Here is a 13,498-nt window from a genome sequence, read left to right as displayed (position 1 = left end):
GGTCGGCTTCGCTTCGACCTACATGCAATGAGTTCGACTGCGTCGAACGGCGCTGCGCGCCAATCCCCGGATGAACGCCTCCGCTCAGCCTCCCGAGGGGGCGGGTGGATCAAGATCAAAAGCTGCAGGCGAGCTAACGCTCGGCCTGATGAGTGGTGAAGAGCGAAGGTGTACGCCGCTTTTGCTTTTGCTTTTGCTTTTGCTTTTGCTTTTCTGTGGGAGCGAGCTTGCTCGCGATGGACGACAACGATAACGCGGGAGACCTGATTCACCTCGGCGTTCTCAGGTTTTTCGCGAGCAGGCTGGCTCCCATAGGATGCGCGTTAATTCGCCACGCGAACCCCACCCAGACTCCCGCTCAATTCATACGCCGCCAATTCCGCCTGATGCGCCGCCAGCAATTCCGGCAACGATCCACGCAAATACTCGACCCAGGTCTTGATCTTCGCATCCAGGTACTGGCGCGACGGGTAGATCGCATACAGGTTCAGTTCCTGCGAGCGGTAGTTGGGCATTACGCGCACCAGTGTGCCGTTGCGCAGGCCTTCTATCGCGGCGTACAGCGGCAGGACGCCAACGCCCATGCCGCTGATGATCGCGGATTTCATCGCGTCGGCGGAGTTCACCAGGAAGGGTGAGCTGTTGATGGTGACCATTTCCTGGCCATCAGGGCCGTCGAAGGCCCATTTCTCCAGCGGAATCACCGGGCTGACCAGGCGCAGGCAGGCGTGGTTGAGCAGGTCGCTGGGTTTTTGTGCGCAGCCGTTGGTTTTAACGTAGGCCGGCGAGGCGCAAACGATGCTGTAGGTGATGCCCAGGCGCTGGGAGACGAAACCCGAATCCGGCAGTTCGCTGGCGAGGACGATGGACACGTCGTAACCCTCGTCGAGCAGGTCCGGCACGCGGTTGGCCATGGTCAGGTCGAAGGTCACGTCCGGGTGGGTCTTGCGGTAGCGGGCGATGGCGTCGATCACGAAGTGCTGGCCGATGCCGGTCATGGTGTGCACTTTCAGTTGCCCGGCCGGGCGGGCGTGGGCGTCGCTGGCCTCGGCTTCGGCTTCTTCGACGTAGGCCAGGATCTGTTCGCAGCGCAACAGGTAGCGCTTGCCGGCTTCGGTCAGGGCGATGCGGCGGGTCGTTCGGTTGAGCAGGCGGGTTTGCAGGTGGGCTTCCAGGTTGGAGACCGCGCGCGAGACGTTGGCCGTGGTGGTGTCCAGTTGCACGGCGGCGGCGGTGAAGCTGCCGGCTTCGGCCACGTAACTGAAGGCGCGCATGTTTTGCAAGGTGTCCATGGGGTGCTCTCTCGTCGAATGACAAATTGTGACACGAAGTTTCTGTTTATTTACAGGCGACTAAAGATCTACCTACGGATTATCTCGTTAACGGTAACAAAGATTCACAGGAATCCCAGCTTATCGCCATTCAGGCCGCCCCATAGAATTGCGCTCACCTCAAGAACACCCCACCTCAGGAAATCGCAGCAGTGCCGCGTCGCATCAGCAGAGCGCTTCAGCCGCTCAGTGTTTTGGCTTTAACCCTGGCAATCAGCGGCTGCATCGGAACCGGAGGTATTGCCCCACAGGGCAAGGCGCTGGAGGCCAATTCACTGGCCACCGACGAAGCGATCCAGAGCGCCGCGCAAGATGCGCATTGGCCCACCGCGCAATGGTGGCAAGCCTATGGCGACCCGCAACTGAATCGCTGGATCGACCTCGCTCTGCAAGGCAGCCCGAGCCTGGCCATGGCCGCCGCCCGGGTACGCCAGGCCAAGTCCATGGCAGGCGTGGCCGAAGCGGCCGAGTCGCTGCAGATCAGTGGCGAATCCACCCTCAAGCGTCACAACTGGCCTACCGACCAGTTCTATGGCCCCGGCGAGTTGGCCAACAGCACCACCTGGGACAACAACGCAGCGCTGGGTTTCAGCTATGCCCTCGACCTCTGGGGCCGCGAAAGCAATGCCACCGAGCGTGCCGTGGACATGGCGCACATGACCGTCGCCGAAGCGCGCCAGGCCCAGCTCGAATTGCAGGACAACATCGTACGGGTCTACATCAAGTTGTCGTTGCATTACGCTCAGCGGGACATCGTCGAAGCGACCTTGAAGCAGCAACAGCAGATTTTTGAGCTGGCGCAAAAACGCCTGGACGGGGGTATCGGCACTCATTTCGAGGTCAGCCAGGCGGAGACGCCGCTGCCGGAAACCCATCGCCAGATCGACGCCCTCGACGAAGAAATCGCCTTGACCCGCAACCAGCTCGCCGCCCTCGCTGGCAAGGGCCCGGGGGAGGGCGCGCAGTTGCAGCGGCCAACGCTGTCGCTGGGGACACCGCTGAAACTACCGTCGTCGCTGCCGGCGCAATTGCTCGGCCAACGCCCGGACGTGGTCGCCAGCCGCTGGCAAGTGGCGGCGCAGGCGCGGGGCATCGATGTCGCCCATGCCGGTTTTTATCCGAACGTCGATCTGGTCGGCAGCCTCGGCTACATGGCAACCGGCGGTGGAGCCCTGGAGTTCTTGACCGGCAAGAAACTCAACTACAGCGTGGGTCCGGCGATTTCGTTGCCGATCTTCGATGGCGGGCGCTTGCGCTCGGAGTTGGGTGAAGCCTCGGCCGGCTATGACATCGCCGTGGCCAAGTACAACCAGACCCTGGTCACCGCGCTGAAAAACATTTCCGACCAGTTGATCCGCCGCGAGTCCATGGACAAGCAACAGGCTTTCGCCGCCGAGTCGGTGGCCACTGCGCAGAAGACCTACGACATCGCGATGATTGCCTACCAGCGTGGGCTGACCGACTACCTCAATGTGCTCAATGCCCAGACCCTGCTGTTCAAACAGCAGCAAGTGCAGCAGCAGGTTCAGGCGGCGCGCTTGAGTGCCCATGCGCAATTGGTGACGGCACTCGGCGGAGGTTTGGGCGCGGGCAACGATGTGCCGAAAGATAGCCAGACCCAGGCGCCGAAAACCCCGGCACTGCTCACCAATGGGATTTTGAAGTGAATGGGGACTCTGTGGCGAGGGGGCTTGCCCCCGTTGGGTCGCGAAGCGGCCCTAAATCCTGCCAAAGCATTTTTCAGGCACACCGCATTTACCGGTTTGGCGACTGCTGCGCAGCCGAACGGGGGCAAGCCCCCTCGCCACAATGTGCTCGCTAGCTTCAACCTTTCTCCAAGCCCTCAATCACTGAGCAGGATTTGATGACTCCCTTGCCCGCACCCTTGCGCTGGCTGTACTCCCTGGAATGGCGTCGGGGTTTCTTCGACTGGGCACGCAGCGACGGCGTGACCTGGGTCTACATCTTCAAGGTGCTGATCGCGGCGTTCCTCACGCTGTGGCTGGCCATGCGCCTGGAACTGCCGCAACCGCGTACGGCGATGATCACCGTGTTCATCGTCATGCAGCCGCAAAGCGGCCAGGTGTTCGCCAAGAGTTTCTATCGTTTTCTCGGCACTCTGGCCGGGTCGGCGGTGATGGTCGCGCTGATCGCCCTGTTTGCGCAGAACACTGAGCTGTTCCTCGGTTCGCTGGCGATCTGGGTCGGTATCTGCACGGCCGGCGCCGCCCGCTGCCGCAACTTCCGCGCCTACGGTTTCGTACTCGCCGGATATACCGCGGCGATGGTCGGCTTGCCCGCACTGGCCCATCCGGAGAGTGCGTTCATGGCGGCGGTCTGGCGGGTACTTGAAATCTCGTTGGGCATTCTCTGTTCGACACTGATCAGTGCAGCCATCCTGCCGCAAACCGCCAGTGCCGCCATGCGCAACGCCCTGTATCAGCGCTTCGGTGTGTTTGCCCTGTTCGTCACCGACGGCTTGCGTGGTCGCAGTCGGCGCGAGGCGTTCGAGGCCGGCAACGTGCGTTTCATCGCCGAAGCCGTGGGCCTGGAAGGCTTGCGCAGCGTCACCGTGTTCGAAGACCCGCACATGCGTCGGCGCAATGGACGACTCAGCCGCCTGAACAGTGAGTTCATGGGCATCACCACGCGCTTCAATGCCCTGCATCAGTTGCTCGAACGCTTGCGCAGCAACAATACGGACCATGCCGTGGCGGCGATAAAACCGGGCTTGCAAGATCTTGCCGAATTGCTCGACGGCTTCAGCGGTCGTGCCCTGACCAGCGCCGATGCGGCGCGTCTGGTTACGGTGCTGAGCGCCTACAAGGCAGGGTTGCCGGCGCGTGTGCGCAGCCTGCGGGCGATCTTTCAGGAGAGCGAACCGAGCGACGACGAGCTGCTGGACTTCCACACGGCGTACGAACTGCTCTATCGCTTCGTCGACGACCTGCACAGTTATGCACAGACCCACGCCTCCCTGGCCGATCACAGTCACGAACGGGAGCGCTGGGACGAGCCGTTCACTCCGCAAACCAACTGGATGGCAACGGCTGCATCGGGGATTCGCGCGGCGTTCATCCTTGTGGTTTTGGGCAGCTACTGGGTGGCAACCGCCTGGCCGAGCGGCGCGACCATGACCCTGATTGCGGCCGCGACCGTGGGCCTGTCCGCCGCCACCCCGAACCCCAAGCGCATGGCCTTTCAGATGGCGTGCGGGACGTTGCTCGGGGCGCTGATCGGCTTCGTCGAGATGTTTTTCATTTTCCCTTGGATCGACGGATTTCCGTTGCTGTGCGTGATGCTCGCACCGGTGATCGTACTCGGCTCGTTCCTGACCTCGCGGCCGCGATACGTCGGCGTCGGCCTGGGCTTGCTGATCTTCTTCAGTACCGGTTCGGTGCCGGACAACCTCACGGTCTACAACCCCTACACCTTCATCAATGACTACATCGCCATGGTGCTCGGCATGCTGGTGTGCGCAGCGGCCGGGGCGATCATTCTGCCGCCCAACAGCCGCTGGCTGTGGCGTCGCCTGGAGCAGGATCTGCGCGGTCAGGTGGTGTACGCCATCAGCGGCAAGCTCAAGGGGCTGGCGTCGAGTTTCGAAAGCCGCACCCGCGATCTGGTGCATCAGGCCTACGGCTTCGCGGCGGGCCAACCGCAAGTGCAGCGGGACTTGCTGCGCTGGATGTTCGTGGTGCTGGAAGTCGGTCACGCGATCATCGAGTTGCGCAAGGAACAGGCGATTCTGCCGGTGCATCCGGCCTATGCCGAATCCCAGCCGTGGCGCCAGGCGATCCGGGTAATGGGGCGTGCGTTGGTGCGGCTGTTCCTGCAACCGAACAACAGCAATCTGGAACGCGCGTTGGTCGCCGTCGATCACGCGATCAGCCGTGTGCAGTCCACCGACGAACCCTTCGCCCCGCACTTCGATACCTCGGCGTTGCGCCGGGTGAAGAGCTACCTGCACTTCATCCGCACCTCGCTGCTCGATCCGCAATCACCGCTCGCCGCCTTCGCAAGCAGCCAGCCCCAAGGACTTGAACATGCCTCGTGAAATCGCCTTCCACGGCGTGTACATGCCGACCATGACCCTGATGTTTTTCATCGCAGCGGCGCTGGCCTGGGCGCTGGACCGGTTCCTGTCCGGGTTCGACCTGTACCGTTTTTTCTGGCATCCGGCGTTGCTGCGCCTGAGCCTGTTTACCTGTCTGTTCGGCGCGTTGGCGCTGACTGTCTACCGTTGACTCTCTATCACTGACTCTCTATCTCTGAAGAATGCCCCGATGAAAAAGTTTTTCAGCCTGCTCGCGACCTTGCTGGTGCTGGCCCTCGCGCTGTGGATCGGCCGCTCCTTGTGGGAGCACTACATGAACACGCCGTGGACCCGTGACGGCCGCGTGCGCGCCGACATCATCAACGTCGCCGCCGACGTCACCGGTGAAGTGATGGACGTGCCGGTGCGCGACAACCAACTGGTGAAGAAGGGCGATTTGCTGATGCAGATCGACCCCGAGCACTACCGTCTGGCGGTCAAGCAGGCACAAAGTCTGGTGGCATCGCGCAAGGCGACCTGGGAGATGCGCAAGGTCAACGCCCATCGTCGCGCCGATATGGACAATCTGGTGATTTCCCGGGAAAACCGTGACGATGCCAGTAACCTCGCCGACTCGGCCCTGGCCGATTACCAGCAGGCCCAAGCGCAACTGGAAGCCGCCGAACTCAACCTCAAGCGCACTGAAGTGCGTGCGGCGGTGGATGGCTACGTCACCAACCTCACGTGCATCGCGGCGACTACGCGCGCATCGGCGAGGCGAAAATGGCCGTGGTCGACATGAACTCGTTCTGGGTCTATGGCTTCTTCGAAGAAACCAAGCTGCCCCACGTGCGCGTGGGTGATAAGGCCGACATGCAACTGATGAGCGGCGAAGTGCTCAAGGGCCACGTGGAAAGCATCTCGCGTGGTATCTACGATCGCGACAACCCGGAGAGCCGCGAGTTGATTGCCGACGTTAACCCGACCTTCAACTGGGTGCGGCTGGCGCAGCGGGTGCCGGTGCGCATTCACATCGATGAAGTGCCGGAGGGTGTGCTGTTGGCGGCTGGGATTACTTGTACGGTGGTGGTCAAGCAAGGTGATGGTGCATGACTTGTAGACCGAATGGCCCCCATCGCGGGCAAGCCCGCTCCCACAAGGTTCTGCTGGATGACATAGATAGCATTCACAACGAAGATCCCTGTGGGAGCGGGCTTGCCCGCGAAGAACGATGACGCGGTCTCAGAGCTGCCCACGCAATCCGAACCGCTTCATCAGCCCCGATTCGAGCAAACCCTTGGGCAACAACCCGGCGAGCAGCGGCAACGCGCGGCTGCCATTGCCCAAGCGAATCAGCCTTGGCGGCTTGTCCTGCTGCACAGCCTTGAGCAATCCGGCAGCGAACTCACTGGCCGGGGTCGGCTTGTCCTGGGAAGCCCTAGCCCGTGCGCGTATGCCTTCGCGCAGCGGGAACCATGGCGATTGCTCACTGATCAGTTGCTCGGCTTCGTGCCCGGCATTCTTGGCGAAACTGGAAGCGATGGCCCCCGGCTGGACTTCCATGACCCGTACGCCGAACGGCGCCAGTTCCATGCGCAAGGCATCGCTCAAGGCATGCACGGCGGCTTTCGAGGCGCAGTAGGCGCCAGCGAATGGCGTGACCAACACACCCGAAACGCTACCGATATTCACGACCAGACCTTTGGTCCGGCGCAGCACGGGAAACATCGCGCGAGTGACGCCAACGACAGCGAACACATTGGTTTCGAACTGGCGCTGCATGGCCGGTACGCCGCCATCGAGCAGCGGTCCCATGGCGCCATAACCGGCGTTGTTGATCAGTACATCGAGGCCGCCGGTCTGTTGGTTGATTCGCTCGCTCAAGGCTTCGAGTGCCGGGCCGTCGTTGACATCCAGTTGCACGGCCGTGAAACCCGCGGCGGTGAGTGCAGCGACATCTTCGGCCCTGCGCGCACTGGCCCAGACTTCGTAGCCGGCAACTTTGAACGCATCGGCAAGGGCGCGGCCAATGCCGCTGGAGCAACCGGTAATCAACGCAACGGGCATGGCGCATTCCTTGTGCAAAAAAGGGGGGAGGGATCAGTCGGAAAAACTACCCTGCAATCGCTCGGCGCGAAACTCCAGGGTTTCCGGACGGTAGCCAGGGCGCAATGGCGGCAGCGGCAAGCAATCTTCCCAGTTGCCACCGGCCTGCAGCTCGCCGGGACCACGATAGCGCGGGGCGGTGTATTGATTGTCGGCCAGGTTCACCGCATCGCCGGGTGCATAAGCCGTGACCCGCCAGCGCAACTCAGTCAGCGGCACGTCATTGCCGTTGTTCAGGGTCAATTGCAATGGGCGGTCGGCGGGGCATTGTTGTGGTGCGTAAGTGATGCGCAACTCCAGGCGTTGCAGTTGCTTGAGCTCGTGGTGGTCCATCCAGATGACCCAGGTCGCGACAATGCCCAGCCCCGCGGCAGCCGCCAGGGATACGGGCAAGGCCTTGGCCGGATAGCGCAGTAACAGGATCACCCAAGTGATGACCAGCAGGACGCCGATGAACATGACGTGAAATCTCGGGAATAGAGAGGGTCATCCTACCTAAGCGCAGGTGGGGTTGGCGATGGGCGATTCGATGGTGTGCTGACTGGCCCCTTCGCGGGCAAGCCCGCTCCCACAGGGTATTGGGTTGATCACAGATTTTGTGCCCGACTCAGTCCACTGTGGGAGCGGGCTTGCCCGCGAAGAGGCCAGTCGAGGCACTGCAAAAACCCAGTGCAAAAAAAGCCCCCGCCCAACCTGCTGCGGATAGGGAACGCAGCAGGCTGGACGAGGGCTTCTTGTTTTACTGAGCGTTACTGCGCGATGGTTTTCACCGCCACGCCACGCTCAACCGGCGTCGAGCGCCCGTAGATATCTTCAAACCGCTCGATATCGTCTTCGCCCAGGTAGCTGCCCGATTGAACTTCGATGATCTCCAACGGAATCTTCCCCGGGTTGCGCAAACGGTGAACCGAAGCGATCGGAATGTAGGTCGACTGGTTCTCGGTCAGCAGGAACACGTTTTCGTCACAGGTCACCTCGGCGGTGCCGCTGACCACGATCCAGTGCTCGGCGCGGTGGTGGTGCATCTGCAGAGACAGGCAGGCGCCCGGTTTGACCGAAATGTGCTTGACCTGGAAGCGGCCGCCCATGTCCACCGAGTCGTAGGAGCCCCACGGACGATAGACCTCGCAGTGGTTCTGGGTTTCAGTGCGACCCTGTTCGTTGAGGGTGTTGACCATCTGCTTCACGCCTTGGACCTTGTCCTTGTGGGCGATCATCATGGCGTCCTTGGTTTCGACCACGACGATGTTTTCCAGGCCGATCACCGACACCAGCTTGCCGTTGCCGTGGATCATGCAGTTTTTGCTGTCCTGGATCACCACGTCGCCTTTGGTGACGTTGCCGTTGGCGTCCTTTGCATTGACTTCCCACAGCGACGACCAGCAACCGACATCGCTCCAGCCCGCGGTCAGCGGCACGACGCAGGCGCGTTGGGTTTTTTCCATCACCGAGTAGTCGATGGAATTGTCCGGGCAGCAGGCGAAGGTGGCTTCGTCGAAGGTGATGGTGTCGGCATCCTGATGGCTGCGTTCCAGGGTCAGCAGGCAGGTGTCGTAGATGTCCGGATCGTGCTTCTTCAGCTCTTCGAGGAAGCGGCTGGCGCGGAACAGGAACATGCCGCTGTTCCAGAAGTAACCGCCGGACTGGACGAACTCGGTAGCGCGCTTCACGTCGGGTTTTTCGACGAAGTGCGAGACACGGCTGACGCCTTCAGGCAGCAGCGAGTCGTTGGTCGACTTGATGTAGCCATAACCGGTTTCCGGCTTGGTGGCCGGCACGCCGAACAGCACCATTTCACCGTTTTCGGCGGCGACAGTGGCCAGGGCCAGGGCGCGTTGCAGGGCTTTCTGGTCTTCCAGCACGTGGTCGGCCGGCAGCACCAGCATCAGCTCGTCGCGACCTTCACTGACCAGCATCATCGCAGTCAGGGCCACGGCCGGCGCGGTGTTGCGACCGAACGGCTCCATCAGGATGCGCTGGGACTCCAGCTTGCGGGCGGCCAACTGCTCGTTGACGATGAAGCGGTGGTCCTTGTTGCAGACCACGATTGGCGAGTCCATGCCTTCGAACACCAGGCGTTCCAGGGTTTGCTGGAACAGGGTGTGTTCGCCGGTCAGGGCCAGGAACTGCTTAGGGAATTGTTTGCGGGAAAGCGGCCAAAGACGTGAGCCGCTACCACCTGACAAGATCACCGGAATCATGTTGTTACTCCTTGAATATCGATTGGTTAGAGCTACTGCGTTCTGTCGTTTCACTCTTGTTTTTGTTCCGTGTCCGGGCTGGCCTTTGTAGGAGCGAGCTTGCTCGCGATGGAGGCTAACGATGATGTTGGGCACCAGAAGAAACGCGGTGCCCTTGAATTCATCGCGAGCAAGCTCGCTCCTACAGGGGACATGTGTCAGTCCGGAAAATTTGTTAGCGCGTCGACACCGGGCGTTTTACCCAGACCGGCGACAGGCTGCTGCCGCTGCCGGTGACGTACAGCACCGCGGCTTCACCGCGTTCCAGGGCGACCGGTTTCACGTCGCCGACTTTGGTGGTGCCGTCGTACAAGGCCAGGCTGACCTTCACCGGGTTGATTTCACGCTCGCCACGACCCTTGGGCGCAACGCTCGGGACCACGTCGGTCTTGCCATCGGCGGTCTTCAGGGTCAGCGCCTTGTCGCTGAGGTTTTGCACGCGTACCAGGGACTTCTGCTTGTTCTTGAACGGCGGCTCTTCGATCAGTTGCGGTGCGCCGCTGGCGTTGTTGACCAGGGTGTAATAGTGGTCGCCGGCCAGTTTCACCGGCAGGCTCTGGCTGCCGACCTTGGCGCTGTAGTCGCCGCCCGGCATGAAGCTGAAATCACTGCTCGCCAGTGGCGCGACATCGCTCAGGTTGGTGCTGCCAACGGTGGCGCTGACTTCGGAGTTGCTCGCGTTGTAGATGCGCACGAAGGTCGAGCCTTTCGGCGCGGTCGGGCCGTACAGGGCGGCGTCGCCTGCGGCGAATGCCTGTACCGACAGCACGCTGAGGCCGGCAACCAGGGCAAAGCTTTTAGCGAGACGACGAGGAGTTGTAGTGAAAGTCATGGTGTACCTCTCTTTCAGTTTTGCGCCCGGTCGGGCGTCTCGGATTTGTTGTTGATGGCTACGTTTTGTTGGCGCGCGCCGGCTTGTTTAAGCTCTGCGACCCACTGCGGGTCGGCATCGCCGATTTCGTTGTTCACAGGCAGATATCGTTCAGGGAACTCCCAGATCAGCACCTGTGGCGGGCTGTTCTTGAAGGCATCGCTCTTGAGGTAGCTGAGCATTGGCAGAATCGGGCCGTGGCCGTCTTCGGCGTAATTGACCACGTCGCTGTTCAGCGCTTGCTTGAGCGCACCGACGAAGTTCCAGCTGGGGTTGGCGCTGTAGCTGGTGCCGATCAGGGCCACCGGCACTTCGGTGTTGGCGAACAGCGCGTCGTCGCCGGCGGGCTGATCTTCGGCCGCGACCGTATTGCGCTTCTGCAATTGCTCCTGTTTAGGCATCAGGTTTTCGAACAGCGGGTCCAGTGGCAGGAACAGACGCAGGTCGCCCTTGTGGGTGACGGTTTCGGCAGGTTCGGTGACGAAGCGCTGCGGCTCGCCGCTCAGCGGGTAATTGTCGGCAATGGTCCTGGCCAGACGGTTGGCGGCGATCTCGGCGCCTTGCGGGGTCCAGTGGGTGTCGGTGCGCAGGAACACTTGCTGGCCATTCTGCTTGGCCTGTTGCAGCGGGCCGAGCAGGTCAGGCGCCGGAATCCGGTCGGCGGCCAGGCGCTGGTGGAAGTCCTTGTAGAGGTTGGCGTGGATGCTCGCCGGTTTCACTTCACCGAGGTGTTCCGGGTACAGGCGCGCCTTGGCCGGCACCACTGCCATCACCAGTTGCACGCCTTTTTCCTTCAAGGTCTGGCGCACGCCTTCGACCAGCGCGTAGTTGCCTTGCAGGTTCAGCTCTTCGTTGACCACCGGGTGGAATTCTTCATCGCTGTACAACCACTGGTCGCGACCGAGCACCACGCCCGGACGACCTTCGTTGAACAGTTTGAAATCCAGCGCGGCCCAGAGGTTGGTGCCCAGGCGCTTGATCGGGAACTCGTCGTCGTAGTGGGTTTCCACGGCCTTGGTCCAGCGACCGTTGAGCACCGTCGCATCGGCGTTGGTGCTGAAGCCGAAGAAGCTGCGCACCGACCACAGACCGAGCACCAGCAGGGTCACCAGGAACAGCGCGATGTAGAAGATGCGTAATGAGCGGGTCATGGTCAGATCCCTCAGAACTGGAAGTAAAGGAACGGCGAGAAGCTTTGCGCCGAGAGTTTGAGAATCGAGGCGATGAACAGCAGCAGCACCAGCGCACGCAACACGTAGCGCGACCAGTCAGCGGTCCAGTAGGCCGGTTGCACCTGGGCTTCGACGCCGACGGTGTAGCCAGGCTGGTGGATGCTTGCCGGGTTATCCCCAGGCACGGCCTTGATCGTTCCCGGTGTCGCAGCGGCCGGGCCGTCGGTGTCGACGTTCACGGCAGGCTTGGTCTTGACCGGAGGCTGATTGGTGTAGAAATCCCGCAGGCCGAAGAACGCCAGGGTCACGTAGGCCACGATCAGGGTCGCCACTTGCAGGCCGGTGAGGCTGGCCTGGTTGAGTTCCGACAGCGACCAGTCGCCGAAGCTGAACATCGCGCCGTACATGCGCCCGGCAACGTGCAGGTTTTCCGCGCGGAAGATCACCCAGCCCATCACCACCAGCAGGAAGGTCAGTGCCCAGCGGATCGGGTTGATGCTGCGTGGCGAGGTGTTCAGGCCGATGGCTTTTTCAATCGCCAGCCACATGCCGTGCCACGCACCCCAGACGATGTAGGTGATGTTCGCGCCGTGCCACAGACCACCGAGCAGCATGGTCAGGAACAGGTTGCGATAGGTCATCAGCGTGCCCTTACGGTTACCGCCGAGGGTGATGTACAGATAGTCACGTAGCCAGGTCGACAGGCTGATGTGCCAGCGCCGCCAGAACTCGGTGATCGACTGGCTGATGTACGGCTGCTTGAAGTTTTCCATGAAGCGGAAACCCATCATCAAGCCCAGGCCGATGGCCATGTCGCTGTAACCGGAGAAGTCGAAATACAGCTGCGCGGTGTACGCCAGCGCGCCGAGCCAGGCATCGCCCGTGGTCGGGTTTTGCAGGGCGAAGCAGTGGTCGGCCACCACCGCCAGGGTGTCGGCGATGAAGACTTTCTTGATGAAACCCTGCATGAACCGCGTGCAACCCTCGGAGAACTTGTCGAGGGTGTGGGTGCGGTTGTTGAACTGGTCGGCCAGGTCGCGGAAACGCAACACAGGGCCGGCGATCAAGTGCGGGAAGATCGCCACGAACGCCGCGAAGTCGATCAGATTGCGGGTCGCCGGGGTGTCGCCACGGTAGACGTCGATGATGTAGCTGATGGACTCGAAGACGTAGAACGAGATCCCGATCGGCAGCAGCACGTGGGTCAGGATGAAGGGCTCAAGGCCCACCGACGTCATCATTGCGTTGATGCTGTCGACGCCGAAGTTGGCGTACTTGAAGTAGCCGAGGATGCACAGGTCGACGGCCACGCCGAGCAGCAGCCAGCGCTGCGCCGGTTTGGTCCTGACCCCGGCGGCGCCGACTTTCAGGCCGATCCAGTAGTTCCACAGCGTGACGCCGGCGAACAGTGCGAGGAAGTCCACACGCCACCAGGCGTAGAACACGTAACTGGCAATCAGCAGCAGCAGATTGCGATAGCGTTGCCCGCTCAGGTAGTACAAGCCGAGGAAGATCGGCAAGAACAGAAACAGGAACACGTTGGATGAAAATACCATCCCGATCTCTCCATGTTTAACCAACAATCAAGGGCCAACGGCCCCCCCAAACCCCCCAAGAAAAACCGGGGGGCTAACTCACAAATCTCAAACTCGACACTGAACCTGTAGGAGTGAGCCTGCTCGCGATAACGGTCTGACATTCACCGTTGATATCGACTGACACACCGCTTCGCGAGCAGGCTC

The 13,498-nt window shown here is 61.6% G+C and carries 10 protein-coding genes and 1 pseudogene; 4 read left to right on the top strand and 7 right to left on the bottom strand.

The genetic code is table 11. The features are described from left to right. Window positions 1–323: 323 nt before the first annotated feature. Complete coding sequence (locus AC3IX1_RS23370; RefSeq protein WP_008050110.1) at window positions 324–1,292, bottom strand: LysR family transcriptional regulator; 969 nt, start codon at window positions 1,290–1,292, stop codon at window positions 324–326. A gap of 191 nt (window positions 1,293–1,483) precedes the next feature. On the opposite strand from AC3IX1_RS23370, the gene AC3IX1_RS23365 reads away from it, so the two are divergent. From AC3IX1_RS23365 to AC3IX1_RS23350, 4 genes and pseudogenes are all read left to right on the top strand, one after another. Continuing rightward, window positions 1,484–2,998, top strand: a complete 1,515-nt coding sequence (locus AC3IX1_RS23365; RefSeq protein ID WP_489385986.1) for an efflux transporter outer membrane subunit — start codon at window positions 1,484–1,486, stop codon at window positions 2,996–2,998. A gap of 197 nt (window positions 2,999–3,195) precedes the next feature. Then, window positions 3,196–5,388 carry an FUSC family protein gene (locus AC3IX1_RS23360; RefSeq protein ID WP_489385985.1) on the top strand — a complete coding sequence of 731 codons (2,193 nt, stop codon included), beginning with the start codon at window positions 3,196–3,198 and terminating at the stop codon, window positions 5,386–5,388. After that, a complete protein-coding gene (locus AC3IX1_RS23355; protein WP_007896379.1) occupies window positions 5,378–5,578 on the top strand; it encodes a DUF1656 domain-containing protein in 201 nt (66 codons plus the stop codon). The genes AC3IX1_RS23360 and AC3IX1_RS23355 overlap by 11 nt, the downstream gene beginning before the upstream one ends. 39 nt (window positions 5,579–5,617) lie before the next feature. Then, window positions 5,618–6,480: pseudogene (locus AC3IX1_RS23350) on the top strand (efflux RND transporter periplasmic adaptor subunit). Window positions 6,481–6,609: 129 nt separating this feature from the next. Here AC3IX1_RS23350 and AC3IX1_RS23345 read toward each other — a convergent pair. The 6 genes from AC3IX1_RS23345 to AC3IX1_RS23320 all read right to left on the bottom strand — a co-directional run bounded on the left by AC3IX1_RS23345 (window position 6,610) and on the right by AC3IX1_RS23320 (window position 13,312). Then, window positions 6,610–7,434 carry an SDR family oxidoreductase gene (locus AC3IX1_RS23345; protein WP_489385984.1) on the bottom strand — a complete coding sequence of 275 codons (825 nt, stop codon included), beginning with the start codon at window positions 7,432–7,434 and terminating at the stop codon, window positions 6,610–6,612. Window positions 7,435–7,467: 33 nt separating this feature from the next. Then, complete coding sequence (locus AC3IX1_RS23340; RefSeq protein WP_489385983.1) at window positions 7,468–7,932, bottom strand: multidrug transporter; 465 nt, start codon at window positions 7,930–7,932, stop codon at window positions 7,468–7,470. A gap of 290 nt (window positions 7,933–8,222) precedes the next feature. Next, window positions 8,223–9,674: a mannose-1-phosphate guanylyltransferase/mannose-6-phosphate isomerase gene (locus AC3IX1_RS23335; protein WP_223447775.1), complete on the bottom strand. Its 1,452-nt coding sequence runs from the start codon at window positions 9,672–9,674 to the stop codon at window positions 8,223–8,225. Window positions 9,675–9,888: 214 nt separating this feature from the next. Continuing rightward, on the bottom strand, window positions 9,889–10,545 hold the full coding sequence (locus tag AC3IX1_RS23330) for an alginate O-acetyltransferase AlgF (protein ID WP_489385982.1): 657 nt from the start codon (window positions 10,543–10,545) through the stop codon (window positions 9,889–9,891). A gap of 14 nt (window positions 10,546–10,559) precedes the next feature. Continuing rightward, complete coding sequence (locus AC3IX1_RS23325) at window positions 10,560–11,735, bottom strand: alginate O-acetyltransferase (protein ID WP_489385981.1); 1,176 nt, start codon at window positions 11,733–11,735, stop codon at window positions 10,560–10,562. A gap of 11 nt (window positions 11,736–11,746) precedes the next feature. Beyond that, complete coding sequence (locus AC3IX1_RS23320) at window positions 11,747–13,312, bottom strand: MBOAT family O-acyltransferase (protein ID WP_489385980.1); 1,566 nt, start codon at window positions 13,310–13,312, stop codon at window positions 11,747–11,749. Window positions 13,313–13,498: the final 186 nt, after the last annotated feature.

The organism is Pseudomonas sp. KH_046_2 (assembly GCF_057838985.1).
The sequence above is the reverse complement of the archived record's forward strand: the minus strand, read 5'-3'. Positions and strand labels throughout refer to the sequence as shown.

What these genes read in the sequence shown, in the direction of transcription:
- AC3IX1_RS23370 (WP_008050110.1), bottom strand. Translation starts at nt 1,292, where the DNA reads ATGGACACCTTGCAAAACATGCGCGCCTTCAGTTACGTGGCCGAAGCC.
- AC3IX1_RS23360 (WP_489385985.1), top strand. Translation starts at nt 3,196, where the DNA reads ATGACTCCCTTGCCCGCACCCTTGCGCTGGCTGTACTCCCTGGAATGG.
- AC3IX1_RS23355 (WP_007896379.1), top strand. Translation starts at nt 5,378, where the DNA reads ATGCCTCGTGAAATCGCCTTCCACGGCGTGTACATGCCGACCATGACC.
- AC3IX1_RS23345 (WP_489385984.1), bottom strand. Translation starts at nt 7,434, where the DNA reads ATGCCCGTTGCGTTGATTACCGGTTGCTCCAGCGGCATTGGCCGCGCC.
- AC3IX1_RS23340 (WP_489385983.1), bottom strand. Translation starts at nt 7,932, where the DNA reads ATGTTCATCGGCGTCCTGCTGGTCATCACTTGGGTGATCCTGTTACTG.
- AC3IX1_RS23335 (WP_223447775.1), bottom strand. Translation starts at nt 9,674, where the DNA reads ATGATTCCGGTGATCTTGTCAGGTGGTAGCGGCTCACGTCTTTGGCCG.
- AC3IX1_RS23330 (WP_489385982.1), bottom strand. Translation starts at nt 10,545, where the DNA reads ATGACTTTCACTACAACTCCTCGTCGTCTCGCTAAAAGCTTTGCCCTG.
- AC3IX1_RS23325 (WP_489385981.1), bottom strand. Translation starts at nt 11,735, where the DNA reads ATGACCCGCTCATTACGCATCTTCTACATCGCGCTGTTCCTGGTGACC.
- AC3IX1_RS23320 (WP_489385980.1), bottom strand. Translation starts at nt 13,312, where the DNA reads ATGGTATTTTCATCCAACGTGTTCCTGTTTCTGTTCTTGCCGATCTTC.